General features: G+C 65.2%; 22 protein-coding genes. 11 read left to right on the forward strand and 11 right to left on the reverse strand.

Annotation, left to right across the window (positions count from 1 at the left end; translation table 11 throughout):
• Positions 1-69: 69 nt before the first annotated feature.
• The 3 genes from MJ605_RS00825 to MJ605_RS00835 all read left to right on the forward strand — a co-directional run bounded on the left by MJ605_RS00825 (position 70) and on the right by MJ605_RS00835 (position 5,351).
• The gene (locus tag MJ605_RS00825; protein ID WP_243038961.1) at positions 70-537 is read left to right on the forward strand and encodes a MarR family winged helix-turn-helix transcriptional regulator; all 468 of its coding nucleotides are present in this window, start codon (positions 70-72) and stop codon (positions 535-537) included.
• Between the two features lie 569 nt (positions 538-1,106).
• On the forward strand, positions 1,107-2,243 hold the full coding sequence (locus tag MJ605_RS00830) for an efflux RND transporter periplasmic adaptor subunit (protein WP_345779504.1): 1,137 nt from the start codon (positions 1,107-1,109) through the stop codon (positions 2,241-2,243).
• Between the two features lie 3 nt (positions 2,244-2,246).
• Complete coding sequence (locus MJ605_RS00835) at positions 2,247-5,351, forward strand: efflux RND transporter permease subunit (RefSeq protein WP_243038962.1); 3,105 nt, start codon at positions 2,247-2,249, stop codon at positions 5,349-5,351.
• Between the two features lie 113 nt (positions 5,352-5,464).
• Here MJ605_RS00835 and MJ605_RS00840 read toward each other — a convergent pair whose 3' ends face one another.
• The 3 genes from MJ605_RS00840 to MJ605_RS00850 form a co-directional block, all read right to left on the reverse strand.
• Positions 5,465-6,901: a M20/M25/M40 family metallo-hydrolase gene (locus MJ605_RS00840; protein WP_243038963.1), complete on the reverse strand. Its 1,437-nt coding sequence runs from the start codon at positions 6,899-6,901 to the stop codon at positions 5,465-5,467.
• Between the two features lie 133 nt (positions 6,902-7,034).
• Entirely contained in the window at positions 7,035-7,439 is a 405-nt protein-coding gene (gene mscL, locus MJ605_RS00845) for a large-conductance mechanosensitive channel protein MscL (RefSeq protein WP_243038964.1), read from the reverse strand.
• A gap of 159 nt (positions 7,440-7,598) precedes the next feature.
• Positions 7,599-8,285, reverse strand: coding sequence for a fumarylacetoacetate hydrolase family protein (locus tag MJ605_RS00850; RefSeq protein ID WP_243038965.1), 687 nt, complete (start codon positions 8,283-8,285; stop codon positions 7,599-7,601).
• A 199-nt stretch (positions 8,286-8,484) separates the two neighbouring features.
• On the opposite strand from MJ605_RS00850, the gene MJ605_RS00855 reads away from it, so the two are divergent.
• The 4 genes from MJ605_RS00855 to MJ605_RS00870 all read left to right on the forward strand — a co-directional run bounded on the left by MJ605_RS00855 (position 8,485) and on the right by MJ605_RS00870 (position 12,994).
• Complete coding sequence (locus MJ605_RS00855) at positions 8,485-9,726, forward strand: efflux RND transporter periplasmic adaptor subunit (protein ID WP_243038966.1); 1,242 nt, start codon at positions 8,485-8,487, stop codon at positions 9,724-9,726.
• Positions 9,727-9,802: 76 nt separating this feature from the next.
• Positions 9,803-10,489, forward strand: a complete 687-nt coding sequence (locus MJ605_RS00860; RefSeq protein ID WP_243038967.1) for an ABC transporter ATP-binding protein — start codon at positions 9,803-9,805, stop codon at positions 10,487-10,489.
• An 11-nt stretch (positions 10,490-10,500) separates the two neighbouring features.
• Positions 10,501-11,667, forward strand: a complete 1,167-nt coding sequence (locus MJ605_RS00865; protein ID WP_243038968.1) for an ABC transporter permease — start codon at positions 10,501-10,503, stop codon at positions 11,665-11,667.
• A 10-nt stretch (positions 11,668-11,677) separates the two neighbouring features.
• Positions 11,678-12,994, forward strand: coding sequence for an ABC transporter permease (locus MJ605_RS00870; protein WP_243038969.1), 1,317 nt, complete (start codon positions 11,678-11,680; stop codon positions 12,992-12,994).
• 79 nt (positions 12,995-13,073) lie between these two features.
• Here the strand turns inward: MJ605_RS00870 and MJ605_RS00875 are convergent, their stop codons facing one another.
• From MJ605_RS00875 to MJ605_RS00890, 4 genes are all read right to left on the reverse strand, one after another.
• A complete protein-coding gene (locus tag MJ605_RS00875) occupies positions 13,074-14,486 on the reverse strand; it encodes a short-chain fatty acid transporter (RefSeq protein WP_243038970.1) in 1,413 nt (470 codons plus the stop codon).
• Positions 14,487-14,594: 108 nt separating this feature from the next.
• Positions 14,595-15,512 carry a drug/metabolite exporter YedA gene (gene yedA, locus MJ605_RS00880; RefSeq protein ID WP_243038971.1) on the reverse strand — a complete coding sequence of 306 codons (918 nt, stop codon included), beginning with the start codon at positions 15,510-15,512 and terminating at the stop codon, positions 14,595-14,597.
• Between the two features lie 141 nt (positions 15,513-15,653).
• Entirely contained in the window at positions 15,654-16,535 is an 882-nt protein-coding gene (locus MJ605_RS00885; protein WP_243038972.1) for a methylated-DNA--[protein]-cysteine S-methyltransferase, read from the reverse strand.
• A 184-nt stretch (positions 16,536-16,719) separates the two neighbouring features.
• Positions 16,720-16,992, reverse strand: a complete 273-nt coding sequence (locus MJ605_RS00890; RefSeq protein ID WP_243038973.1) for a hypothetical protein — start codon at positions 16,990-16,992, stop codon at positions 16,720-16,722.
• Positions 16,993-17,068: 76 nt separating this feature from the next.
• On the opposite strand from MJ605_RS00890, the gene MJ605_RS00895 reads away from it, so the two are divergent.
• Positions 17,069-17,413, forward strand: a complete 345-nt coding sequence (locus tag MJ605_RS00895; protein WP_243038974.1) for a Rieske (2Fe-2S) protein — start codon at positions 17,069-17,071, stop codon at positions 17,411-17,413.
• A 57-nt stretch (positions 17,414-17,470) separates the two neighbouring features.
• Here MJ605_RS00895 and MJ605_RS00900 read toward each other — a convergent pair whose 3' ends face one another.
• The 4 genes from MJ605_RS00900 to MJ605_RS00915 form a co-directional block, all read right to left on the reverse strand.
• Positions 17,471-19,522 (reverse strand): YjbH domain-containing protein, encoded by a 2,052-nt coding sequence (locus MJ605_RS00900; RefSeq protein WP_243038975.1) that lies wholly within the window; start codon positions 19,520-19,522, stop codon positions 17,471-17,473.
• A 110-nt stretch (positions 19,523-19,632) separates the two neighbouring features.
• Positions 19,633-20,418, reverse strand: coding sequence for a capsule biosynthesis GfcC family protein (locus MJ605_RS00905; RefSeq protein ID WP_243038976.1), 786 nt, complete (start codon positions 20,416-20,418; stop codon positions 19,633-19,635).
• The gene (locus tag MJ605_RS00910; RefSeq protein ID WP_243038977.1) at positions 20,415-21,089 is read right to left on the reverse strand and encodes a YjbF family lipoprotein; all 675 of its coding nucleotides are present in this window, start codon (positions 21,087-21,089) and stop codon (positions 20,415-20,417) included. The genes MJ605_RS00905 and MJ605_RS00910 overlap by 4 nt, the downstream gene beginning before the upstream one ends.
• Positions 21,090-21,159: 70 nt before the next feature.
• On the reverse strand, positions 21,160-22,248 hold the full coding sequence (locus MJ605_RS00915) for a polysaccharide biosynthesis/export family protein (protein ID WP_425600949.1): 1,089 nt from the start codon (positions 22,246-22,248) through the stop codon (positions 21,160-21,162).
• A gap of 174 nt (positions 22,249-22,422) precedes the next feature.
• On the opposite strand from MJ605_RS00915, the gene MJ605_RS00920 reads away from it, so the two are divergent.
• The 3 genes from MJ605_RS00920 to MJ605_RS00930 all read left to right on the forward strand — a co-directional run bounded on the left by MJ605_RS00920 (position 22,423) and on the right by MJ605_RS00930 (position 25,647).
• The gene (locus tag MJ605_RS00920) at positions 22,423-22,767 is read left to right on the forward strand and encodes a hypothetical protein (protein ID WP_243038978.1); all 345 of its coding nucleotides are present in this window, start codon (positions 22,423-22,425) and stop codon (positions 22,765-22,767) included.
• Positions 22,768-22,968: 201 nt separating this feature from the next.
• A complete protein-coding gene (locus tag MJ605_RS00925) occupies positions 22,969-23,403 on the forward strand; it encodes a low molecular weight protein-tyrosine-phosphatase (RefSeq protein WP_243038979.1) in 435 nt (144 codons plus the stop codon).
• 45 nt (positions 23,404-23,448) lie between these two features.
• Positions 23,449-25,647 carry a polysaccharide biosynthesis tyrosine autokinase gene (locus MJ605_RS00930; protein ID WP_243038980.1) on the forward strand — a complete coding sequence of 733 codons (2,199 nt, stop codon included), beginning with the start codon at positions 23,449-23,451 and terminating at the stop codon, positions 25,645-25,647.
• Positions 25,648-25,678: the final 31 nt, after the last annotated feature.

Consider the following 25,678-nt stretch of genomic DNA (forward strand, 5'->3'; position numbering starts at 1 on the left):
TGGATTCGTGAAATCTTGCGACATATGCTTAGGGATAGTATTGACGCGACGAAGACTGACGGCGCATCCATGACCAAGGCAGAAGACATTTCCTTTGGCTACCTGCTCAACGATGTGACCTTGCTGTTCCGCAAGCACTTCGACAGGCGCGCCGTGAAATTCGGGCTGACCCGCGCGCAGTGGCGGGCCACCAAGATGCTGTATTACCGCGAAGGGCTTCGCCAGACCGTGCTGGCGGAATTGCTGGAGATGGAGCCCATCGCCGTCGGCCGTGTCATCGATCGCCTGCAGGCCGCGGGCTTTGTCGAGCGCCGGCCCGATCCCAAGGATCGCCGCGCCTGGCGCCTGTACGTCACCGACCAGGCGCGCGCGGTGATCGCCGACATGGAGGAGATCGCGCGTGGACTGCGCAAGGACGCCACGCGCGGCATTGCCGTGGACGAGCTGCAGCAGGCCCTGGAAGTGCTGACCCGCATGAAGGACAACCTGCAGGCGCTGGACGGCAACGGACCGTCGGATGGCGAAAGCGACTCCTGAAGACTTAGAGCCTATTCAAAATCTTGGTGTGCCCTCCTAACCCCCTCCCCTGCGACCGTAGGGAGTCCCTTGTCGGGGCACGCAGCCTGCCCCTGTGGGAGCGCACCCTGTGCGCGACGCCTTTCGCCTCGTGGCTGGTCGTCCCGGCGCAACCCGCAAAAGGAGGCAAGGGCCAGGATGACGGACATGGAGACCGAGGCAAAAGGCGGTCGCGCACAGGGTGCGCTCCCACAGAGTGGACCGATGAACGTTGGCGGGAAGGGGGTAGCTGGGATGACACCAGGATTTTGAACAGGCTCTTAGCCGCGGTGACACGCGGATGACGCATGCATGACAACGGCGGGCGTCCAGCCGGCTGGACGTCTTCCGCATGACCTGGCGGCTATGCGCAGGAAAATGCTTGCCGCAAGATAAAGCGTTTGCCAAGTGCTGTCGGTCGTGCGGGTTATCGATGCGGCCTGCCGCACAATGCCCATGAGACGCACCGTTGGAGCGGTGCAGGCTGCACTCGCGGCGTAGCGATCGCGGCGGGTGAAATCGTGCCGCGCCGATGGATGGTCGGAGAAGTCATGCAGCAGATGTCCCGCAAGAAATGGTGGCTGCTCGCGGCGGTCGTCATCGCGACCGTGGTAGCCGTACCGCTGTACCGTGGCAGGGAGCGCGCCTCGGCCAGGATACCGGCGACGCCGCCGGAGGTTCCGGTAAAGATCGCCAGCGCGCACCGTGGCGACCTCGATCTCACCCTCAAGGTGATCGGCCGCGCCGAGGCTTTCTCCACCGTCAACGTGCAGGCGCGCGTCAGCGGCCAGCTGCAGGAACTGCTGTTCACGCCGGGCGGCCAGGTAAAAGCCGGCGACACCATCATCCGCATCGATCCCAGCCTGCTGCAGGCGCAGCTCGACCAGGCGCTGGGCAACCTTGCCAAGGACCAGGCGCAGCTGGACAACGCGCGGACCATGCTCAAGCGCTACCAGCCGCTGCTGGGCAAGGGCTACGTATCGCAGTCGGACTACGACACCTACAAGGCCAACGAAGGCATCTACACGGCGATGGTGCAGGCCGACCGGGCCGCCGTCGAACTGGCGCGCACGCAGCTGGGCTATGCACGCATCCAGGCGCCATTCGATAGCCTTGCCGGCGCGCCGCTGGTATATCCAGGCGCCCAGCTGACAGCGAACGATACCTCGGTGGTGGTGCTCAACCAGATCCGCCCCATCCGCATCACCTTCGCGATCCCGGAAACGGGACTGGCAGGCATCAAGTCGAGCATGGCGCGCGGCAAGGTGCCGGTCACGGCGAGCATTCCCGGCGCCAGGTCGGCGCCGATGCAGGCTGAGCTGGAGTTCATCAACAACGCGGTGGACACCACCACCGGCACCATCCAGCTCAAGGCGCGCTATCACAACGATGACGCGCAATTGACGCCGGGCCAGTTCGTCGAAGTGCTGCTGCCTACCACGCGCCTGAGCGACGTGGTGACCGTGCCGGCGGTGGCATTGCAGAACTCGCCGCTGGGCAGCTTCGTGTTCGTCGCCAACGCCGACGGCACGGTGCAGCAGCGCATGGTCACGGCCGGTCCCAGCAGTGGACCGCACGTGGTGATCGAGAAGGGACTCACCGGCAGCGAGCGCGTCGTCACCGACGGCCAGATGCTGCTGGTGGATGGCGCCCGCGTGCGCGTGGTCGCCGACGGCGACGGGGCCTAGCGCATGAACCTGCCTGCCCTTTGCATCCAGCGGCCGGTGATGACCACGCTGCTGATGGTCGCGCTGCTGGTGTTCGGCATCGCGGCCTATCCCAAGCTGCCGGTGAACGAGCTGCCCAACGTCGATTTTCCCACCATCACGGTCAATGCCAGCCTGCCGGGCGCGGCACCGGAGACCATGGCGACCGCGGTGGCCACGCCGCTGGAAAACCAGCTGTCCACCATCGCCGGCATCCAGTCGATGACTTCGACCAGCGCGCTGGGCTCGACCTCGATCACGCTCACCTTCGAACTGGACCGCAGCATCGACGGCGCGGCGCAGGACGTGCAGGCGGCGATCTCCGCCGCGCAGCGCCAGCTGCCCACCAACATGCCCACGCCGCCGACCTTCCGCAAGGTGAACCCGGCCGATGCGCCGATCCTGTTCCTGACCCTGCGCTCCAGGACGCAGCCGCTGTCGGTGGTGGACGATTACGCGGAAACCCAGCTGGCACAGCGCCTGTCGATGATCGATGGCGTGGCCCAGGTGAACGTCTACGGTTCGCAGAAATACGCCGTGCGCATCAGCGTCGATCCGCAGAAGCTGGCGGCCAGCGGCATCGGCATCGATACGGTGCAGGATGCCGTGGCCAAGGCCAACGTGAACCTCGCCACCGGTTCGCTCAACGGCAGCCGCCAGCTGCTGCAGATCCGCTCGGACGGCCAGTTGCAGCGCGCCAACCTCTACAACGCCATCATCGTGGCCTATCGCAACGGCGCGCCGGTGCACCTGTCCGATCTCGGCCGCGCCGAGGACAGCGTGCAGAACGACCAGACCGCGAGCTGGTACAACGGCGAACGCGGGATCATCCTGGCCATCCAGCGCCAGCCCGGCTCCAACACGGTGGCCACCATTGACCGCATCCGCGAGGTGCTGCCCACCTTCGAGGCGACGCTGCCGCCCTCGATCAAGCTGGCGGTGCTGTACGACCGCTCCGAGTCGATCCGCGCCTCGGTGGAGGACGTGCAATTCACCCTGCTGCTGGCCGGCGTGCTGGTGGTGCTGGTGATCTACCTGTTCCTGGGCAACGCCTCGGCCACGTTGATCCCCGGCCTGGCGCTGCCGGTCTCCATCGTGGGCACCTTCGGCGCGATGTTCGCGCTGGGCTACAGCCTGGACAACCTCTCGCTGCTGGCGCTGACCCTGGTGGTGGGCTTCGTGGTGGACGACGCCATCGTGATGCTGGAGAACATCGTGCGCCACGTGGAGCAGGGCATAGATCCCTACGAGGCTTCGCTCAAGGGCGCCAGCGAGATCGGCTTCACCATCTTCTCCATGACGCTGTCGCTGGTGGCGGTATTCCTGCCAGTGATGTTCATGGGCGGCATCGTCGGGCGGCTGTTCCACGAGTTCGCGGTGACGCTGAGCGTGGCGATCCTGATTTCCGGCTTCGTCTCCATCACCCTGACGCCGATGCTGTGCAGCCGCTTCCTGCGCCATGTGGAACACGATAAGAAAGCGCGCGTCGTGCAATGGTTCGATGCCGGGTTCGAGCGCATACGCCATAGCTATGTGAACACGCTCAATGCAGCGGTGAGCCATCCGCGCATCATCATGGCCGCTTTCCTGGGCAGCTTGCTGGCGACCGGCTTGCTGTTCGTGGTGGTGGACAAGGACTTCATTCCCGCCGGTGATTCGGGCCAGCTCAACGTCAACGTGGAAGGGCCGGACGATATCTCGGTGGCCGGCATGGCCGCGCGCCAGCAGGAGTTGGCGAAGATCGTGGCGGCCGATCCCAACATCGAGGCCTATATGTCCTCGGTGGGCGCGGGCGGCGCGCGCACCACCACCAACAACGGTTCGCTGCTGTTGCGGCTCAAGCCCGCCAGCGAACGCGAGCTCGATCCCAACGGCATCATCCAGGAGCTGCGCGGGAAGTTCGCACAGGTGCCGGGCATCCGCGCCTATATCCAGAATCCGCCGGCGATCCAGATCGGCGGGCGCCAGTCCAAGGCGCAGTACCAGTACACGCTGCAGTCGATCGATACCGCCGCGTTGTACGACTGGTCGGGCAAGGTCATCGATGCCTTCGGCAAGCTGCCGGGCTTCCAGGATGTCACCAGCGACCTGGACCTCAACGGCCCGTCGGTGGTGGTCGACGTCGACCGCGACAAGCTCGCCACCCTGGGCCTGACCATGAACCAGGTGCAATCCGCGCTGGGTTCGGCCTTCGGCGCCAACCAGATCTCCACCATCTACGGCTCCACCTCGCAATACTGGGTGATCCTGCAGGTGTACTACGCCTTGCAGAACGACCCGGACGTGCTCTCGCAGATCTACGTCACCTCCGACAGCGGTGCGCTGGTGCCGCTCAACGCGGTAGCGAACTTCGAGCGCAAGCCGCAGGCGCTCACGGTAAACCACCAGGGCCAGATCCCCGCGGTGACGGTGTCGTTCAACCTGGCGCCGGGCGTGAGCCTGAGCGATGCGGTGGCGCGCATCGACGGCGCCATGAAGCAGCTGAACCTGCCGCCATCGATCACCGGCAGTGTGCAGGGTACGGCGCAGGCCTTCCAGGATTCGATGCAGGGCATGGGCCTGCTGCTGGTGATGGCGCTGTTCGTGATCTACCTGGTGCTGGGCATCCTGTACGAGAGCTTCATCCACCCGCTGACCATTCTCTCGGGCCTGCCCTCGGCGGGCGTGGGCGCGCTGCTGACGCTGATGATCTTCCGCGCGCCGCTGGACCTGTTCTCCTTCGTCGGCATCGTGATGCTGATCGGCATCGTGAAGAAGAACGCGATCATGATGATCGACTTCGCGCTGGAGAAGCAGCGCAACGAGGGCATGGCGCCGGCCCTGGCCATCGTCGAGGCCTGCCACGTGCGCTTCCGCCCGATCATGATGACCACCATGGCCGCGTTCGCCGGCACCCTGCCGATCGCACTGGGCCTGGGCGCGGGCGCGGAGACGCGACGTCCACTGGGCCTGGCGGTGGTCGGCGGCCTACTGGTATCGCAGGTGCTGACCCTGTACCTGACGCCGGTGATCTACCTCTACCTCAACCGCTTGAACGAGCGCTTCTCGCGCAGGCGGACTCCAGTCAAGGCCCAGCAACACCCCCTGTAGGAGCGCACCCTGTGCGCGACCGCAAGGTGCGTCGTTAGGTTAGTCGCGCATAGGGTGCGCTCCTACAGGGTGCAAGGGCAGCCGGTCGGCCGCCCTCTGCCATGGGAGACGATTCAATCCTCAGCGCCGTCGCCCGCGAAGGCGCCCGGGGCCGAGCCGAAGTCGCCGTCGGCCTGGGCGGCCATGTACGAGAACGCTGCATAGACGGCCACGTTCTGCGCCAGTTCCCTGGGGTCGATCTTGTCCAGCGTGTCGTTGGCGGAGTGGTGGTAGTCGAAGTAGTCGGTGCCGTCCTGGGTCAGCGATAGCGCGGCCATGCCCTTGGCATGCATCTGCGACAGGTCCGAGCCGCCGCCGCCGGGCATCGTGGCGTCATAGGCCACGCCGATCGGTTCGACTACCTTGGCGATCTGCCCGATGGCGCCGCGCGCTTCCGGCTTCACGCTGGCGCTCATGCGCCAGATCTTGCGCGCGCCGAAGTCGGACTCGGTGCCCAACTGGAACCTGGCCACTTCGCTGGCATGCTTCTCGGCATAGGCGCGGCCGCCCCACAGGCCCATTTCCTCGTTGGCGAAGGCAATCACACGGATGGTGCGGTCGGGGCGCTGCGGCAGGTCATGGATAAGCTTGCCGGCGGCCATGGCGATGGCCACGCCGGCGCCGTCGTCGATGGCGCCCGTGCCCGGGTCCCACGAGTCGAGATGGCCGCCGACGGCCACTACCTGGTCCGGGTATTTCTTGCCGGTTATTTCGCCGATCACGTTGGCGCCCTGGTAGGTGCCGGCGAAGCCGCAGTCGAGATCGAGCTTGACCGTCACTGGCTTGCCGTAGGCGAGCACGCGGGTGAGCTGATCGGCATCGGGGTTGGAAAGGGCGGCGGCGGGGATGGCATCCTTCGGATCCTTGAAGCCGGTGACGCCGGTATGCGGCGTGCGGCTGTTGGCGTCGGTGCCGGCCGAGCGCAGCAGGAAGGCCGCGGCGCCCATCTTCGCCGCGATCACCGGGCCACCCGTGCGGATGGCCGAGCCCATCCCATAGTCATGGCCGTCCTTGGTGCGCTGCATGCGCGCATCGACATACACGATCCGGCCCTTCACGCTGGCCGGGTCGGCCTTCTTGAGCGCATCGAGGCTGTCGAAGCGGACCACCTGCGCGGTGAGGCCGCCCTTGGGCGTGCCGGCCGAATAGCCCAGCGCGGTCAGGTCCAGCGGCTGCGCGAACGGCGCCACGATCTCGGCGTGCTCGCCGCGCCGCTGCCACAACGGATAGCTGACTTCCTCGGTATAGACCTTGTCGAAGCCCAGCGCCTTGAGCTTGGCGATGGCCCACTCGCGGCCGCGCGCGTCGGCCGGGCTGCCGGCCAGTCGCGGGCCCACTTCCGTGGTCAGCGACGACACGATCCGGTAGCCCGTGTCGTCGTTCATCGCCTTGTCGCGCAACTGTTCGGCCGTCTTTACGGCCGCGGCGGGAATGGTGGTCGGGGTGGCGGCGCTGGCCGTGCCGATGGCGAGCATCAGGCTGGCGGTGAGCAGGGAAGGCGACAGGCGCATGGCGGACTCCTTGGGCGGAAGCCCGGGATTATCGCGTACCGAAGGCCAGCCGCTTAGGCCGGAAGTCACGGGAGGGGATTGGGGGCGGGCGATGGAGGCGGCCTTTCCCCCATCCCTCCATCTCCCCGTCCCATCACTTCTTCAGCAGGTCGCGGATCTCGGTCAGCAGCACCACGTCCGCCGGCGGCGGCGGCGGCGCGGCTTCCTGGCGGCGGGTGAGCTTGTTGATGGCCTTGACCACGATGAAGATCGCGAAGGCGATGATGAGGAACTGGATCAGGGTGTTGATGAAGGTGCCGTAGCCGATGGCCACCTCGGCCACCTTGTGCGCCGGGTCGCTGTTGTCGGCGGGCTTGATTACCCACTTCATCTGCGAGAAGTCGATGCCGCCGGTGAGCAGGCCGATGGGGGGCATGATGATCTGGTCCACCAGCGAAGTGACGATCTTGCCGAACGCGCCACCGATGACCACACCGACCGCCAGGTCGATGACGTTGCCGCGCATGGCGAATTCCTTGAACTCTTTGATGATGCTCATGCTTCACTCCCTGGGCTGGATGGCGATGGAACTCTAGCGCAGCGGATGCCTGCTGCGACAGGTGGTGAGGGCCGATGGCCGGCCCGCGCAGGCGGATGTCCGCCTTGCGTTCAGTGTCTTCAAGATCGCGTGTGGACCGGGGCGAGCCCGGACAGGCTCTTAGACGACGCGGCCTTCCAGCGTGGCCACGCCGGCCAGTTCGGCATGGAAGCGGTCGCCCCGGTGGATCGCGGCGACGCCGGCCGGGGTGCCCGTGAAGATCAGGTCGCCGGCCTTCAGCTCGAACAGGCCGGACAGGATGGCGATGATCTCGGCCACGCCGTGCACCATGTCGCCCAGCCGGCCCTGCTGGCGTGGCTCGCCATTGACGGAAAGGCTGAGCGCGGTATCGTCATCCAGCCTCACCTGGGATGCGGGGCGCAGGGCCGACACCGGCGCGGAATGGTCGAAGCCCTTGGCCACATCCCAGGGATGGCTCTTGGCCTTGGCCACGGCCTGCAGGTCGCGGCGGGTCAGGTCCAGCCCCACGCCGTAGCCCCACACCAGCGAGGCTGCCCGGTCGATCGGGATATCGCGCCCGCCCGCGCCCAGCGCGACCACCATTTCCACCTCATGGTGCAGGTCATTGGTGGCCTGGGGATAGGGCACGTCGGCGCCATCGGTGACCACAGCGTCGGCCGGCTTGCAGAAGAACAGCGGGGTGTCCTTGTCGACGGCGGCGCCCATCTCGCGGGCATGCTCGGCGTAGTTGCGCCCGATGCAGAAGATGCGGCGGACCGGGAAGCGCTGGTCGCTGCCCATGATGGGCAGGCTGGGCTGGGGCGGTGGCGTAATGGCGTAGGACATAGGCCGCCAAGGTTAGCACTCCGTGACACTCAGTTGCCGCGTCAGCTTTTTTCGCCCCCGGCTTGCGAGTACAACCGGGCCGGCCAGCGGGGTGACAGCTGTCACCGCCGATGGCTGATGGGGGCTTCTGGCGGGGGCGGGGCCGCTCACGCATCGTGGACACCAACGTGGAACCGGCGGGGGCCGGCAGGGAGCGCGTGTGGCGAATGCGGATCTTCTGAAGGAACTGCGCATCGAGAAACACCAGCGCGAGGATCATGGCCAGGGACCAGGGCGGTGGCCATGGATCGCTGCCGTGGTGCTGGCGGTGCTGGTGGTGGCGGGCCTTGGCGCATGGTGGCTGGCCGGTTCGGGTCCAGTCGAGGTGCGGATGGCGCTAGCCCAGCCGGCGGCCTCGGCGGCCAGCGCGGGCGCCGTGCTGCAGGCCACCGGCTATGTCACCGCGAGGCGGCAGGCCACGGTGTCGGCGCAGATCACCGGTACCCTGACCCAGGTATTGATCGAAGAGGGCGACCGGGTGAAGCAGGGCCAGATCGTGGCCAGGCTCGACGATGCTCAGTACCGGGCCGCGCTGGAGGCGGCCCGTACCCAGGCCGCCGCGGCGCACGCGCTGGTCAGCCAGTACCAGGCGCAGCTGGCGCAGAACCAGCGCGATGCCGTGCGCGCCGAGACGCTGGCCGCCAAGGGCTTGATCGCCAGGCAGGACGCCGAGCAGGCGCGCACCCTGGTCGACAGCACGCGCGCGCAGCTGCTGTCGCAGCAACGCGTTGCCGCATCCGCCGACGCGCAGGTGGTCGAGGCGCAGGTCAACTTCGATTACTGCGTGATCCACGCGCCGTTCGACGGCGTGATCACCACCAAGGACGCGCAGGTCGGCGAAATCGTGTCGCCATTCTCCGCGGGCGGCGGCTTCACCCGCACCGGCATCGGCACCGTGGTGGACATGGATTCGCTGGAAGTGGACGTGGACGTCAACGAGGCCTATATCGGCCGCGTGAAACCGGACATGCCGGCCGAGGCGGTGCTCGATGCCTATCCGGACTGGCGCATCCCCGCGCACGTGATCGCCATCGTGCCCGCCGCCGACCGTGGCAAGGCGACGGTAAAAGTGCGCGTGGCGCTGGAACAGAAGGATGCGCGCATCGTGCCCGACATGGGCGTGCGCGTCTCCTTCCTGGAACAGAAAGCCACGGCGACGCAAGCGGCGGCCGCGCCGAAAGGCGTGCTGGTGCCGGCGGCGGCCATCGTGCAGCGCGATGGCCGCAGCGTGGTGTTCGTGATGGAGGGAAACCGCGTCCGGCAACGCGTGGTGACGCCCTCGGCCGCCATCCAGGGAGAACTGCGGCTGTTGCCATCCGGCGTGGAGCCGGGCGAGGGCGTGGTGGCATCGCCACCGGCATCGCTGAAGGACGGCATGCGGGTGGCCAAGCCGAAGGAGTGAGCCGGCCATCCATCCGCGACAGATGATCGGGCGCCTGGCGATGGGCCGGACGCGTCAACGATTCGGGAGCATATGCATGAGCACGCTGATCGAAACCCGCAACCTTTCCAAGGTGTACGAGCGCGGCAGGCAGAAGGTGGAAGTGCTGCACCACATCAACCTGGACATCGGCGAAGGCGATTTCCTCGCGCTGATGGGCCCTTCGGGCTCGGGCAAGACCACCTTGCTCAACCTGATCGGCGGCCTGGACACGCCCACCGGCGGCACCATCACCGTGGCCGGCCAACGGCTGGACCAGCTCGGCGGCGGCGCGCTGGCGAAGTGGCGCGCCTCGCATGTCGGCTTCGTGTTCCAGTTCTACAACCTGATGCCGATGCTATCGGCGCAGCGCAACGTGGAATTGCCGTTGCTCTTGACCAAACTGTCGGCGGCGCAACGGCGCAAGAACGCGGGCATCGCGCTGCAACTGGTGGGCCTGGCCGACCGTGCCACGCACAAGCCCGGCGAACTTTCCGGCGGCCAGCAGCAGCGCGTGGCGATCGCCCGCGCGATCGTCTCCGATCCGACCCTGCTGGTGTGCGACGAGCCCACCGGTGACCTGGACCGCCAGTCCGCCGAGGAAGTGCTCGGCCTGCTGCGCGTGCTCAACCGCGAGCACGGCAAGACCATCGTGATGGTCACGCACGATCCCAAGGCGGCCGAGTACGCCAACCACACCCTGCACCTGGACAAGGGCACCCTGGTCGAACAGGCGCTGGCCTGAGGGAGGCGGTGATGAAATACCTTCATCTCATCTGGGCCGCGCTGTTCCGGCGCAAGGCGCGTACCATCCTCACCCTGGTGTCGATCGCCGCGGCGTTCCTGCTGTTCGGCATGCTCGACGCGGTGCGCACCTCGTTCGACCAGGCCGGGCAAAGCGCCAACGGCGCGCAGCGCCTGCAGACCGGCTCGCGGCTTTCCTTCATCCAGACCCTGCCGCAATCGCTGGAGGCGCAGATCGCGCAGGTGCCGGGCGTGAAGATGGTGACCTACGCCAACTGGTTCGGCGGCGCCTATCAGGATCCGCACAATGCCGTGTTCAGCTTTGCGGTGGAGCCGAACTACATCGATCTCTATCCGGAGATCGAGGTGAGCGCGGCCGAGCGAAAGGCCTTCGACGATACGCGCACCGGCGTGCTGGTGGGCGAGAAGCTGGCGCAGCGCTTCCACTGGAAGGTGGGCGACAAGATCCCGCTGCAATCGACCATCTTCCCCAACCGCCAGGGCGACAAGAACTGGACCTTCGACATCGCCGGCATCATGCACTCGAAGGACAAGCAGGCCGGCGGCTTCTACGACCAGTTGCTGTTGCTGCACTGGAAATACTTCGACGAGACCACGCCGTTCAACCGCGGCCAGGTGGGTTGGTACGTGACGCGCGTGGCCGACGTGAACCAAGCTGACCGCGTGGCCAAGGCCATCGACGCGCTATCGGCCAATTCCGACCACGAGACGCGCACGCAGACCGAGCAGGCCGCCACCGCCAACTGGATGAAGCAGCTGGCCGATATCGGGCTGATCGTCGGCTCCATCATGGGCGCGGTGTTCTTCACCCTGCTGTTGCTCTCGGGCAACACCATGATGCAGGCCGTGCGCGAGCGCACCAGCGAACTGGCGGTGCTCAAGACCATCGGCTTCTCCAACCATGCGGTGCTGGGCATCGTGCTGGCCGAGTCGGTGCTGTTGTTGCTGATCGGCGGCGTGGTAGGACTGGGGCTGGCGACCGCGATCATCCCCGCCGTCGCCGCGGGTAGCGGCGGCATGCTCAACCTGGGTGGCGTGGGCGGCAACAGCTGGGTGCTGGGATTGCTGCTGATGGTCGCCATCGGCCTGCTGGTCGGCGCCTTGCCGGCGCTGCGCGCCATGCGCCTGAACATCGTCGATGCATTGGCCGGACGCTGAGGATCACGCCATGAACATACTCATCAATATCGCCCTGCTGGCCTTCATCGTCGTGGTGCTTGTCGCGTGGATCATGCTGCCGTGGCAAGGCATGGCCGTGCTCGCGCTGCTGCTCGCCGCATGGATGCTGTTCACCCGCCGCGGGCGCCAGGCGGCCTCGGTGACGCGCGTGGGCATCAGCACGCTCGGGCAGCGGCTGGGTTCGTCCGCGGTCATCGTGATCGGCATCGCCGGCGTGGTGGGCGTGCTCGTCGCCTTGCTTGCGATGGGCGAGGGCTATGCCGAAACCCTGCGCAAGAGCGGCAGCGCCGACACCGCCATCGTGATGCGTGGTTCCTCGGCGTCGGAGGTCATGTCCGTGCTCGACCACGACAGCGTGGTGCTGATCCCGCAAGCGCCGGGCATCGCCAGGGACGCCAAGGGCCAGCCGGTCGCCTCGCCGGAACTGGTGGTCGCGGCCAACCTGCCGCTCAAGGGCGGCAGCGCGGACGACGAAGGCAGCGTGCAGTTGCGCGGCGTCGGCGAGCAGGCCTGGGCGGTGCGCCCCAACGTGAAGATCATCCAGGGCCGCAACTTCCAGCCGGGCATGCGCGAGCTGATCGTGGGCAAGGGCGCGGCCAGGCAGTTCGCCGGCCTGGAGCCGGGCCGCGGCATCCGCCTGGGCAACCAGCAGTGGAACGTGGTGGGCATCTTCGCCTCGGGCGATGCGATGGATTCGGAAGTCTGGGCCGACGCCAGCGTGGTGGCCGACACCTACCGACGCGGCAGCAGCCGGGGATCGGTGGTGGTGAAGCTGACCGATCCCAAGGCCTACGATGCCTTCAAGGCCGAACTCGACGGCAATCCCCAGCTGAAGGTGGATGTCAGCACCACCCTCGACTACTTCAACAAGCAATCGGAGGGCATGACCAAGGTGATCCGCATCATCGGCATCACCGTGGGCATCATCATGGCCATCGGCGCGATGTTCGGCGCGCTCAATACCATGTTCGCCGCGGTGGCGGCGCGTGCGCGGGAAATCGCCACCCTGCGCGCCATCGGCTTCCGCGGCCTGCCGGTGGTGGTGGCGGTGATGCTGGAGACCATGCTGCTGGCGCTGGTTGGCGGTCTTGTCGGCGGCTTGCTCGCCTGGCTGATCTTCAACGGCTACAGCGCCTCCACGCTGGCGGCGGGCACGGTCGGCAAGCTGAGCTTCGAGTTGAGGGTGACGCCCGCGCTGCTGTGGACCGGCCTGAAATGGGCACTCGCCATCGGCTTCATCGGCGGCCTGTATCCGGCGGTGCGCGCGGCGCGGCTGCCGGTGACCACGGCCTTGCGGGAGTTGTAGGCAAGGCATTGTCGCGCACAGGGTGCGCTCCCACATGGTCATGGCGAGCCTGTGGGAGCGCACCCTGTGCGCGACGAGGTTAAGGCATCACCGGCGGTACATACGCCAGCGTCAACCCCAGTGCCCATAGCAGCCCCAGCACCAGCGGCACGTGCACCAGCAACTGGATGAAGGTGAAGCCCACCACGTCGCGCGCCTTCAATCCCAGCACGCCCAGCAATGGCAGCATCCAGAACGGATTGATCAGGTTGGGTAGCGCCTCGGCCGCGTTGTAGACCTGCACGGCCCAGCCCAGGTGCACGTGCAGGTCGTTGGCCGCCTGCATCACGTACGGCGCTTCCACCAGCCACTTGCCGCCGCCGGAAGGCACGAAGAAGCCGAGGATGGCCGAATACGCGCCCATCACCAGCGCGAAGGTGTCGGTGGAGGCGATACGAACGAACAGGCCCGACAGCCGGTGTGCCAGTGCTAGGCCATCGGGGCCCGGGGCATGCGTCAACAAAGAGGCAATGCCGCCGTACAACGGGAACTGGATCAGCACGCCCGCCGTGCTCGGCACCGCACGCGACACCGCGTTGAGAAAACTGCGCGGCCGCCAGTGCAGCAGCAGTCCCACGGTAAGGAACAGGAAGTTGTAGGTATTGAGGTTGGCGATGGCGGTCACCATCGGTTGGGTGGCGAATGCATAGCCCAGCCAGCCCAGGCCCATGGCGCCGATCAGCACGGTGAGCAACGGACTGTATTCCAGCCATTCGCCGGGGCGCTGGCGCGGCGGCAAGGCGGGCGTGGCCGTCTCCGTCACGCCGAAGTCCTGCGCGGTGCGCGCGTTCCCCGCGGAGGGCGCGGTGAACCAGCAGACCAGCAGGGATGCCACGATCAGCACGCCGGTCAGCGCCAATGATTGCCACAGGAAGATCGTCTGGCTGAAGGGCAGTATGCCGGTGATGTTGACCAGGCCGGGCGGCATGCTTTTGGGGTTGGCCTGCAATTGCGCCGCCGAGGAGGACAGGCCCATCGCCCACACCGCGCCCAGTCCCAGGTAGGCGGCGGCGCCCGCGGCGCGGTAGTCCATGCGCAACGCCTCGCGCCGGGCCAGCGCGCGCACCAGCAGGCCGCCGAATACCAGCGAGAAGCCCCAGGAGAGCAGCGAGGCGAGCATGCTCACCAGGCCGACGTAGCAGATCGCGCCGCGCCCCGTGCGCGGCACGCGCGCCAGCCATTCGATAAAGCGCGCCACCACCGGCGCGGTGGCCACCACGTAGCCGCCGATCACCACGAAGGCCATCTGCATGGTGAAGGGAATCAGGCTCCAGAAACCGTCGCCGAACGCGTTCACGGCCGTCGCGGGCGTGGCACCGAAGGCCAGCGCCGCCAGCGCGACGAGCACCACGCCCAGCGCGGCGAAGACCCAGGCATCAGGGAACCAGCGCTCCGACCAGGCGGCGCTGCGCAAGGCGGCGTGGGCCAGACGACCGTCGTTCGTCGTGTTCATGGGCGCTCCCCGCTCAAGGACCGGGCCATGGTGTGCGCCGTGCGGCGCACCGGGCAAGCCGACCATGGTCGAAAACCGCAACCAATCCGGCTCGGGATGGCAGAGAAACTAGCGAGAACGCCTCTGCCGCGCCAGCGTGATGACTCCCACGCCCGCCAGGATGATGGCCATGCCCGCCAGGTCGTACGGTCCCACGTGCTCGCCGGCCAGTAGCACGCCGAACAGCACCGCCACCGGCGGGTTCACGTAGGCATAGCTGGTGGCCAGTGCCGGGCGCGCATGCTTGAGCACGTAGAGATAGGCGCTGAAGGCGACGATGGAGCCGAAGATCGCAAGGTAGACCAAGGCCACCGTGGCGCGCACGGCGGGATGCGCCGGCAGCCGTTCGCCGGTGGCGAAGCCCACCAGCAGCATCGCCACGCTGGCGCACAGCATCTGCGCGGCGGTGTTCACCGGGCCTGGCGGCATATCCTGCCGGCGGCTCCACACCGAGCCGAAGGCCCAGCTCATCGCCGCCACCAGCAGGGTGATGGCGCCGATGCGGGATCCGCTGAGCCCGCTGCCCAGGTTCAGCACGACCACGCCAACGAAGCCGATCACCAGGCCCACGGTTTCGCGCCGCGTCGGCCACTCGCCATACATGCCCGCGAACAGCGCCGCGAACAGCGGCATGCTGGCCACCGCCACGGCGGCGATGCCAGAACTCACGCGCTGCTCGGCGAAGCACACCAGCCCATTGCCGAAGCCCAGCAGCAGCACGCCGGTGATGGCCGCGTTGCGCCATTGACGTGTCGTCGGAATGGCCATGCCACGGATGCGCAGGAAGGCGAACAGCGCGATGCCGGCACCGAGGAAGCGGATACCGGCCAGCAAGAAGGGCGGGTAGCTTTCCAGCGCGAAACGGATGCCCAGGTAGGTCGAGCCCCAGATCACGTACAGCGCGAACAGGGCCAGCGGCACCAGAAGACGAGCGTCAGCGGCAACAGTCGCCGCGCCGGCGGTGGATGGCGTGGTGGTGTCGGTCATGGGCGGGAAGCGGGGAGGCATCGCGATTGATGTCCACCATAGTCTACAGGTGGTAGACGCTAAACCGGGCGGCGCGATGGCGGTAGCGAGGCTTGTGCAAGGCTGGGTTGAGCCTAGCTCAAGCCAGGTACCTCGCGGCGATCAGGCGCTCGCGGCACGGGCCGGCGGCGCGATATCGGCATGGCGTTCGCTGGCAAGCAGCTCACGCTTGCGTTCCACGCCCCAACGCCATCCACCGAGCGAGCCATCCTCGCGCACGATGCGATGGCACGGCACGATCAGCGCCAGCCGATTGCTGCCGCAGGCGCGGCCCACCGCACGCGCCGCCTTCGGCATGCCAAGCTCCGCCGCGAGCTCGCCATAGCTGCGGGTAACGCCGCGGGGTATACGCGTCAGCGCTTCCCAGACGCGCCACTGGAAGGCGGTGGCGGCGACGTCGATCGGTGGCAGCTCGGGCGCGTCGCCCCGGCTCCAACCCAGCTCGCTGGCGATGCGGGTGATCACGGCATCCAGCCATTCCTCGCGCCCCGCATCGACACGTTGGAGAGTGGCCTGTGGAAATTCACCCACCAGCCGGGCTTCCAGTTCCCGATCCGTATCGCCCAGCGTCACCGAGCAGATGCCGCGCGTGGTGGTGGCGACCAGCAGGCGGCCCAGCGGCGTATCGGTAGTGGTGTAGCGGATCTCCGCGCCCGCGCCGCCGGCGCGGTAGCTGGCCGGCGTCATGCCGAGCAGGCGGTCGCTGTGTTCGTAGACGCGGCTGCCGGAACCGAAGCCGGCGTCGTACACCGCATCGGTGACCGCCGCGCCATGGCGCAGCGCCGCCTTCAGCTGGCCGAAACGGCGCGCGCGGTGGTACTCGGCGGGACTCATGCCGTAGCGGCGGCGGAACGCGCGCTGCAGATGGCTGGGACTGAGTTTCACTGCGTCCGCCAGGGCTTGTAGGGTCGGCGGCTCGTTGGCTCGTTCCACCAACAGGCGGACCTGCTCCAGGACGGATTCGGTAGCGAGGCGGGCATTCATGGCGATATCCCTGGTGCGATAAGGCTAGCCTAGGGCCGCCCCGGGCGTCATCACCATCCGGATCTTGCGCCGTTCCGTTTCTTCTTTGTAGGAGCGCACCCAGTGCGCGATCACGACCCGACACAGCCCCTCATCGCTGGGCAAGCTTCGCGCACTGGGTGCGCTCCTACAGGTAAGACTCGCTTCAGCGTGCCGCGTGGCGCGTCTGGCGCAGCACGACGAATTCACCCTCGATCACTTCGGGGCGATGCGGGCGACGGCCATCGGGCGACGCCACACCACGCTTGCGCGACCATTGGCGCAGGCCGAATACCAAGGCGCCGCCGACCAGCAGCACACTGGCCACGACCAGGCCAAACACCATCAGCACGCCGACCACCGCCAAGCCTACGAGCAGCGATAGGGCACGGACCAGCGGATGGCGGGAGCGACGCGGCAAGGGCAGCGAAAAGCGCATGTTAAAAATCCGTGTGGTAAAATCAACGACTTACGTGCGTAACGATGGGGCTTCAGGGCCCAAGAGGCAAGTGCCGATGGATGCAACCACCCCCGAGCAGGCGCTTTGCCGGCTGGACGATATTCCTGATGGCAGCGCGATCGCCGTCGATGCCACGCTGCGCGATGGCGAGGAAAGCGTGATCGTGCTGCGTCGCGATGACGCGGTGCACGCCTACCTGAATGTGTGCCCCCATGCCGGCCGCCGGCTGGACTGGGCGCCGGGCAAGTTCCTGCTCAAGGATGGTTTGCTGGTCTGCGCCGCGCACGGCGCCTCGTTCCAGGACAGCGACGGCCTGTGCGTGGGCGGCCCCTGCCGCGGTGAACACCTGCGCGCCGTGGGCGTACGCGTGGCCGACGGCATCGTGTGGCTGGACGACTGAGAGCCTGCTTCGTAAGGCTGTGAGGAGGTGCTTCACACGGAAACTTTGAACAAGCTCTTACTCGGTGATCTTGTCCAGGTTGGCGTTGAAGCCATCCAGGTCGCGATCGCTGGTCAACGAATAGAGCGAGTAGCGGCGATTCAGCTGTGCGCCGCCATCGCGGATCAGCGGATCCCATATGAAGGTGGCGCGGCTGGTCGTGGAACGCGGCAACAGCAGGTCGAACGGAATCGACACATAGATGCCCTTGTCGAAGCTGCCTTCGCCGAACTGCTGCGCCGACACATTGGTCTTGGTGGCGTAGGCGCCCATGCGCACGCCATTGCGGAACTCGCGCGAGATATCCAGCGTGGCGCCCCAGTCGCCGGCGAGATAGCGGCCGGCGCTCAGCGCCACGGTGACATCCTTGTAGCCCAAGTCGAAATAACCGGTGACATGGCCGGTGACCACATGATAGCCGCGGAACGAGAAATCCTGGTCATAGCCACGCTGCTTGACCCAGTTCACGTCAGTGCCGATGGCCCAGCGCTCGCCGAACGGGCGGTACAGCACTTCGCCACCCGCGCCGCCGAACATGCTTTCCAGCATGCCCGCGTACGCCATGCCGTACAGGTCATTGGCAAGCTGACGGGTGCCGGTCATCTGGAAGATCGGCATGGTGACGGTCGAGCTGGTGATGTACTTGCGGATGTCGGTACGCACGCGCGGCAGTTCGCTGGGCGCGTCGTACTTGAACTTCTGGTAGTTGTCGAACAGATCCACGCTGACCACGCTGCTCCACCAAAGATTCGGCGTGAAGTGGTAATCGACGTTGTAGTTGGCCGAGATCTGGTAGAGCAGGAACGCATCGGGTCCGCCCAGGTTCTGGCCATAGTTGAGCGAGAACGATTGCTCCAGGCGTTTGGGCGGCGCCTGGTAGAGCACGTCTTCCCGGCGCGGCGTGGGCGCATCCTGTTCCACGCTGCCACGGAACTCGGACAGGGAAATATCGTGGTCGAGCAGTTCGTCGAAGCGCTGGCGATGCACGCTGCTCTCGATGACGGTCAGGCCTTCTTCCTGCGCCGCCACCGTGAACCAGTCGATGCCGGGCCCGAGCTGGTTGTCGAGCACACGCGCCGTGCGGCCCAGGGCCTTGGCCGGATAGAAATAGCGTTGCTGCTCACCCGTCACCACCAGCTCGCTGCCTCGCCGGGTGATGCTGGCGACATCGATGCCCGCGTTGTCGTGCAGCTCGCGCGCCACACTAGCCCAGTCAACCTCGGCCGGCGCCTGCGTCGGCATTTCCGTGCGGCGCGCGGGTAGCGGCGGATCGAGGAGCTTGGCCGGACCGGTGCCCTCGGCCACATTGGCGTGCAGAGTGAGACCGAACATCACCGTGTTGCCGCGTTCCAGCGCCAGGCTCAAGTCCAGGTTGCGCCCGGGACGCACCACGGCGCCGATGTTGATAGGCGAATCCTGCCGCTGGTTGTTGTTCTGCGGCTCGTGCTTGTAGTTGTTGCCGTCGTACTCGGCCTTGAGCACCAGCCAATCCCATGGCGTCTGGTAGGCGATGCCGCCGAAGAGCGCGGCTGGGCCGCGGAAATACTGATGGCTATTGAATTCGCCACCCCCGCTCTGTGCGCCGGGTCGTACATTGAACTGATCGCCAAAGATCGAGAAGGGATTGTGGATGTTGCCACGGCCACCCACATAGCCCCAACCCATGCCTAGGCTGGCGTCGATGGGCCCGAAGCGTTTGTTCATTACCACGTACTCGCCGGAGAACAGGCCCGTGCCGCCAATATCGCGTGCGCCGACGCTGACGTCCGGCAGGTAGCGGCTTTCGGACCAAAGCCGCACTTTGACGTCGATCGACTTGTCCTTGTAGCTCTGGTGGCCGCTGAGCGATGTCGGGCCGTAGAGCCGGTTGCTGACGGCCGTATAGCGAAATATGCCTTCGAGCCAGGGCAACGGCTGCAGGGAGAAGTTGTAGCGGTCATACGGATGCATGGCGCTGGCAGTGAAGGCGATCTCGCCTTCGTCGGCCATCCGTGCGGTCGGTGTTTGCCACAAACCTACGCCACCGAAGTCGCTTTGCGTCGGTGCGTTGTCCGCATGGGACACGCTCATCAGTAGGCAGCTGACTACCGGTAGCAGGCAGCCGCAACGTCGCCGCCATGACCGAGAGGCATGGGGCCTGATTAAAATCCTTCCGGCGAGATGCGCTGTCCGGCGAGGTATCATCGGGCGCTTTCCGGTATAGCGATGGGCTGCGTAGCCAGGAACGCGGCCAACTCATTATTCAGGCCGGGGGCTACACCATGCAGGCGATGCTCGCCGATCGGCACATAGATGACCGCGCCTGGCGCCAAAGGCATGGGTGCACTGCGGTTCCATAGCGCTACGTTCTGGCGGAACACGCGGCCATCCGGCTGGATCACGAAGATGCTGTCCGCATCTGCCACGACCAAGGTTGGGCATGCCTTGAGGTAATCACGGGCATCGCGCAGCGCTACGAAAGGAAGTTCGCAACGCTGGGCTACGGCACCGACGACCTGGATGGTGGCCGGTCGGGTGGGGTAATACAGCGTATCCCCCTCGGCCACGGGACGATTTTCCATGGGCGTTACCTCGACGGCGCGAGGATCGAGCAAGGCTACCTGCCGTCCGGTGACCGGCATGGCCTGTAGCCACGCACCCAGCGATTGGCTAAGGGTGGCTAGTTCGTCCTGTCCGTCCTTCAGCGCCTGGCGGCGTACGCTGTCCAGGTCGAATAACAGGCCGGCTTTTTGCCGTTGCTGTTCCACTTGCAGCGAGGGACGCAGCCAAGCCGCGCCCACCATATAGGCGTCCGCTTGCACATGCGCGGCCAGCGCCGCGTCGCTCAGACGTGCTTTTTCGGAAAGCTCGATGGCTCCCGGTGTGGCCACGTCGCCGCTGGCCTGGATCTGCATGCTGGACACGCGGCTGGGCAGGTTCCCAGAAACGGCCAGCAGCGCGGCGACAAAAAAAGCGGAAGCCTTCACGTCCCGCCTCCGCGGTAAGGACGCAACTGGGTCAAGGTCAACGTTAATCCTGGCAAGACCTGCTGTTCGCTCTTCCAGACAAAGCCATCCTGCGGATCGATCCAATAACGATTAGCCGCGCGGTATCTGGTGACCTCCGATGTCAACTGTTCGGTTATCAGCAGCACATGATGGGAGGTGCCGAGGATGTCGATATCGATATAGCCCTCAGGTGACAGCGTGGCCTGGACGGGAACGCCGTAGCGATAGCCCGGCGACCAGTCATCCTCGCGCGTATAGGCCACGGGCATAGTGAGCTTGTGTAGCCCCGATACGAAGGGGTTTGCCGTCGATGCAACGCGGCTACCGTCGAGATTTTGCGCAAGGCCGATGGTCTGGACCACACGGCCATGCACCAGCACGATCACCACGCCGTCCTTGCCATACCAGAGTTGGCGTTGGCCATCGACATTGCCAAGGACCAGGAGTGCGTCGCCTCGGTCGGTGGTGGCGCGCATCTGGTAATAGGGTTTGGCGGCAACTTGTTCCGCCGTGATGTGCAATGGGGGCTGTCCTTGCCACGCAAGCCGGATGGTATCGACAGCGCTGCGTGAGACATTGTTGCAGCCGGCCAATGGCAGCAATATGCCGCAGAGGGCAATCGTGGCAATGTAATGACGCGCGGGTTTCATGCGGCTAACGCGGGCAGACGGCGACAGCCGTGCCTGCCAAGGCTGGTAATCAGGCAAGCCGTGCGAAACATCAGTGATCGACGTTATACGTGGCGGTGGCGGCGTTGCTCAAAATGCCGCTCAGCGGCAGCAACTGTGATAGGAAGCGGTTCCAGCGCGCGACGCCGGCCGGACCCACGAACACCACGTCGCCAGGCTTCACCTTGAACTGGTCGGCCAGGATGTAGGCATCCGGGGAGCGCGCATCCAGCTGGTAGACCGTGCCCTTGATTTTTTCCAAGTCCTCGATGCCACGGATCACATAGACGGCCTTGCCCTTGGCCGAGGTCTGATTGAGGCCGCCTGCACGGCCCAAGGCTTGGGTCAGGGTCAGATCGGTGGTCTTGAAGGTGATCGCCGAAGGGCGATTCACCTCGCCAATCACATAGGCTTCCTGACGATCGTTGTACGGCAGGAACAGGTGATCGTCCGATTTGAGATAGATATCCTTGCCCTTGCCCAGCGCATCCAGGTCGATGTGATAGTCATGGCCATCGCGGGTCAACACGAAACCGGCTAGATTGGCCTGCCCCGTATTAATGGTCGCTGCACCCAGCGCCTGCGCCAGGGTGATGGGAACGACAGTGATCGGTTGCGGGTCGGTCTTGGCAAAAGCGCCCTGCAAGGTAATACGCTGGTTGCCATAGCCAATGACGTTAACGTCAACCTGGGGCTTCTCGACATACTTGGCAAGCTTGTCCGAAATCGCCTTGCGCAACTCCTCGACGGTCATGCCGGCTACCTTCAGTTCTCCCACGTAGGGATAGAACAAGGTGCCGTCGGAGCGCACCAGGCGACCATTGGCCAGGGTCTGCTGCTGAGGACCGGCCGGCGAGGTCAGTTCGGGGTGATCCCATACCGTGATGTAGAGCGTATCGCCTGCCGCGATGCGATAGGATTCAGGCTTGTACGACAATAATTCCGGCGGCAACGCATAGGCAATGCTGGCAGCCCGGTCCATAGCCAGCTGCTTGGGCGTGATGGGGATGATGTCGACGCGACTGTTCTCATCATCGCTGCGCATCAGGCCGCTGGTAGACATATGTTGCCCGGGTGCCCAGACGCATCCATGCAGCAGTAGGGTCGCGGCCACCAGAGCCGCGGCGTGGCGTACATTCATGACTTCTGCTTTCTGTGTAGTACAGACAAAAAACATCCGTGCCGGGCGGGGCCGGCACGGATGGGAACATGCAGCGAAAAATCCTTAGTGAGTGCCGGTAGTACCCGTGGTACCACCCGTGCCGCCGGTACCGCCCGTACCACCACCGCCACCCGGCGGGGTGTTCTGGTTGTGGTGGCTATCGCCATTGCTGGCCACAGCGGCAGCTACCGCCGCCGCCGCCACGGCACCAACGGCTATCGTGGTAGTAGACAGGCCACCTACGGCTGCATCGGTCGCACCAGCTGCACCAGCCGAAGCCGGAGCCGGCTGCGGGGTTGTTGCGCTGCCGGCGGATTGCGCAAAAACCTGGCCGACCAGGCACGTCATCAAGACAACAGCGAGCAACTTCTTCACATGAGCTCCATTCAGGTAGTGGTTGAGCCGAATCTAAACACAAGCTTACCGAAAATTGAATGCGTTGATTCGCGTGAAGGAACCGTGACGCACGTCTTGATTGTGTATATGATCGCAAGCTGAATGCAAGCCTTGTCATGAGCCTGTGAAAGTCTATGGCCTTGGCAGGGTAAATCTCATGGAGTAACGAGATTCGGGTGTTGCGAGATACTGCACAGTCGTATTGAGGGGATCGTGCATTGGACGGGGGGCTGACGCAGGCAGGCCAGGTTTGAAGGCGTCCAGCGGCGGTGGATGTAAGTTGCAAAGTCATTGTCGGGTGCTGTGTTCAAACGGATATTGATCGTCTGTGTGGGGAACATTTGCCGTAGTCCCACGGCTGAATGTCTGTTTCGCCACTATTTGTCCGGTTCGGGTGCTCGCATAGAAAGCGCCGGGCTGGGTGCGCTCGTTGGCAAGCCGATGGACGCCACGGCGCTCGCCGTCCTACGGGACCACGGCGTGGATGGCAGCGCCCATCGGGCCAGGCAGGCGACTTCAGGGTTGCTCCGGGAAGCCGATCTAGTACTGGCGATGGAGCGCGAGCATGTCGCCCAGCTGATGCGCATGGCTCCCGAGGCCAGCGGCAAGGTCATGCTGCTGGACCGGTGGGGTGCGGGCCAGGACATTCCCGATCCTTATCGCCAGCAACGCGAGGCGTTCGATCACGTATATGAATTGATCGATCGGGCTGTGCGTGGCTGGTTGCCTTACCTTTGAATTTATCGACGTCCCAGGGGCGTCACGTACTGGAAAACCCTAAGCATGGCGGCTACGCAAAATCCGGTGCAGCAGGACGGAGAAATCGACCTGCGAGACCTGCTTGGTACTTTGATCGACAACAGATGGCTGGTCGCAATAGTCACGGGCGTATGTTTCGTGGCCAGCGTCGCCTACGCGATCCTCGCCACGCCGGTCTATCAAGCTGACGCAGTCGTGCAGGTAGAGCAGAAGGTGCCCGACCTGCCGGGCCTCAGCGCCATCTCGCAGACACTGGGAGCTTCCAGTTCCGAAGCCACGACCGAGATTGCGCTGATTACCTCGCGATCGGTTGTGGGCAAGGCGGTGCAGGAGCTTGGGCTGCAGATTGACGTCACTCCCAAGCGGTTTCCCATAATCGGTGGCTTTCTTGCTCGCCGGTACCTCGCATCACTTGCCGATGGCGTGGCTCCTCCGAGCATGGGCATGAACAGCTATGACTGGGGTGGCTCGCTGCTCGACATTTTCCAGCTGAAGGTGCCTGCGCGCTTCGAGGAAGTGCCGCTCACCCTGGTCGCGGGTGAAAACGGCGCCTATACGCTTTTTAATGATGGAGAGCAGATCCTAGTTGGTCGAGTAGGCGAGCCGGTGTCCGGGCATGGGTTCGACCTGCAGGTCCGCGAGTTGAAGGCCAATCCCGGGATGCGTTTCAGCGTCACGCACCATCGCGACTTGGCCGTGGTGAGTCAGCTGCAGTCGGATGTCCAGGCGACCGAGCAAGGCAAGGATTCCGGCATCATCCAGCTGACCTATAACAGCGCTGACCCGGACAAGGCTGTGGCATTGCTGGATCACATCAGCCGCGCCTATGTACAGCAGAACGTCGAGCGCAATTCGGCCGAGGCGGCAAACAGCCTGAAGTTCGTCCGTGAGCAGTTGCCTAGGGTTCGCCAGGATCTAGAGCGGGCGCAGAGTGCGCTGAACGCGTTCCAAACCAAGGCCCGCTCGGTGGATATCACCTTGCAGACCAAGGGTCTGCTAGACCAAGAAGTGGCGCTTGAAACCAGCATCCAGCAGTTGCGCCTGCAGCAGGCGGACATGGAGCGCCGCTTCACGCGTGAGCACCCGGCCTACAAGGCATTGATCGAGCAGATCGGCCAGCTGCAGGGGCAGAAGAGTGACCTCGAGAAGCAGGTCGGCAACTTGCCGGATACGCAGCAGGAACTGTTGCGATTGACGCGTGATGTCCAGGTGCTCAATGCCACCTACACGGCATTGCTCAACCAGGCGCAGCAGCTGGATATCGCGCGGGCCGGAACGGTCGGTAATGTCCGCGTGGTGGATACGGCCGCCGCCAACACAATGAAGCCGGTCCGTCCGAAGAAGGTATTCATTGTCATTGGCGGTACGTTCTTCGGCGCATTGTTAGCCATGGGTTTCGTTTTCGTACGCCAGATGCTGAGCAGAGGCATGGAGGATCCTTCCGCCATCGAGGAGCTGGGCCTGGCGGTCTATGCCTCGATTCCAATTAGCCTGGCAGAACGCGAGAGCTTCCTGCACGGTCGTCGCCGTGGTGCGGATGGAAAGCAAAAATTGCTTACCGTCAGCTCACCCGCGGATCTCGCCATCGAGGCGCTGCGCAGCCTGCGTACCAGCCTGCATTTTGCCCGCATCGAGGCGAGGAACAACATCCTCATGATCTCCGGCGCCAGTCCCGGAGCCGGCAAGACCTTCGTTTCATCCAACCTCTCGGCGGTGATCGCCAAGAGCGGGCAACGCGTACTGCTTATCGACGGTGACCTGCGCAAGGGTGCCCTGCATACCGTCATTGGCGGCGGAGCTGAGCGTGGATTGTCTGAGCTGGTTTCCGGCCAGTTGCAGCTCGAGGACGTGTTGCGCATGGTGCCTGGCGTGGATGGGTTGCACTTCATCGCGCGCGGCAAGGCACCGCCGAATCCCTCAGAGCTGCTGATGCACTCGAATTTCCGGGACTTGCTCGGGAAGCTTTCTCCGCTGTACGACCTGGTGATCGTCGACACGCCACCTATCCTGGCGGTGACAGATGCGGCGATCATTGGCCAGCATGTCGGCACCAGTCTACTGGTGGTGCGCTTTGGCTTGAATCAGGTGCGGGAAATCGCCTTGGCCAAGCATCGCTTCGAGCAGAATGGCGTCAATCTCAAGGGCGCTGTGTTTAATGCCGTGGAACGCCGCAATTCCGGCTATTACTCCTACGGTTACTACGAATACAAGACGGCCAACTAACGCGCTTGGCGTCATTGCCGCTCAACTTTCA

The sequence above is a fragment of the Dyella sedimenti genome (assembly GCF_022760995.1).
Taxonomy (GTDB): Bacteria; Pseudomonadota; Gammaproteobacteria; order Xanthomonadales; family Rhodanobacteraceae; genus Dyella; species Dyella sedimenti.

Coding starts and splice junctions, on each gene's coding strand:
- MJ605_RS00900 (WP_243038975.1), bottom strand. CDS start 19,522: ATGAGCGTGTCCCATGCGGACAACGCACCGACGCAAAGCGACTTCGGT.
- MJ605_RS00830 (WP_345779504.1), top strand. CDS start 1,107: ATGCAGCAGATGTCCCGCAAGAAATGGTGGCTGCTCGCGGCGGTCGTC.
- MJ605_RS00825 (WP_243038961.1), top strand. CDS start 70: ATGACCAAGGCAGAAGACATTTCCTTTGGCTACCTGCTCAACGATGTG.
- mscL (WP_243038964.1), bottom strand. CDS start 7,439: ATGAGCATCATCAAAGAGTTCAAGGAATTCGCCATGCGCGGCAACGTC.
- MJ605_RS00870 (WP_243038969.1), top strand. CDS start 11,678: ATGAACATACTCATCAATATCGCCCTGCTGGCCTTCATCGTCGTGGTG.
- MJ605_RS00865 (WP_243038968.1), top strand. CDS start 10,501: ATGAAATACCTTCATCTCATCTGGGCCGCGCTGTTCCGGCGCAAGGCG.
- MJ605_RS00860 (WP_243038967.1), top strand. CDS start 9,803: ATGAGCACGCTGATCGAAACCCGCAACCTTTCCAAGGTGTACGAGCGC.
- MJ605_RS00930 (WP_243038980.1), top strand. CDS start 23,449: ATGGCGGCTACGCAAAATCCGGTGCAGCAGGACGGAGAAATCGACCTG.
- MJ605_RS00890 (WP_243038973.1), bottom strand. CDS start 16,992: ATGCGCTTTTCGCTGCCCTTGCCGCGTCGCTCCCGCCATCCGCTGGTC.
- MJ605_RS00875 (WP_243038970.1), bottom strand. CDS start 14,486: ATGAACACGACGAACGACGGTCGTCTGGCCCACGCCGCCTTGCGCAGC.
- MJ605_RS00915 (WP_425600949.1), bottom strand. CDS start 22,248: ATGAATGTACGCCACGCCGCGGCTCTGGTGGCCGCGACCCTACTGCTG.
- yedA (WP_243038971.1), bottom strand. CDS start 15,512: ATGACCGACACCACCACGCCATCCACCGCCGGCGCGGCGACTGTTGCC.
- MJ605_RS00840 (WP_243038963.1), bottom strand. CDS start 6,901: ATGCGCCTGTCGCCTTCCCTGCTCACCGCCAGCCTGATGCTCGCCATC.
- MJ605_RS00850 (WP_243038965.1), bottom strand. CDS start 8,285: ATGTCCTACGCCATTACGCCACCGCCCCAGCCCAGCCTGCCCATCATG.
- MJ605_RS00885 (WP_243038972.1), bottom strand. CDS start 16,535: ATGAATGCCCGCCTCGCTACCGAATCCGTCCTGGAGCAGGTCCGCCTG.
- MJ605_RS00895 (WP_243038974.1), top strand. CDS start 17,069: ATGGATGCAACCACCCCCGAGCAGGCGCTTTGCCGGCTGGACGATATT.
- MJ605_RS00835 (WP_243038962.1), top strand. CDS start 2,247: ATGAACCTGCCTGCCCTTTGCATCCAGCGGCCGGTGATGACCACGCTG.
- MJ605_RS00910 (WP_243038977.1), bottom strand. CDS start 21,089: ATGAAACCCGCGCGTCATTACATTGCCACGATTGCCCTCTGCGGCATA.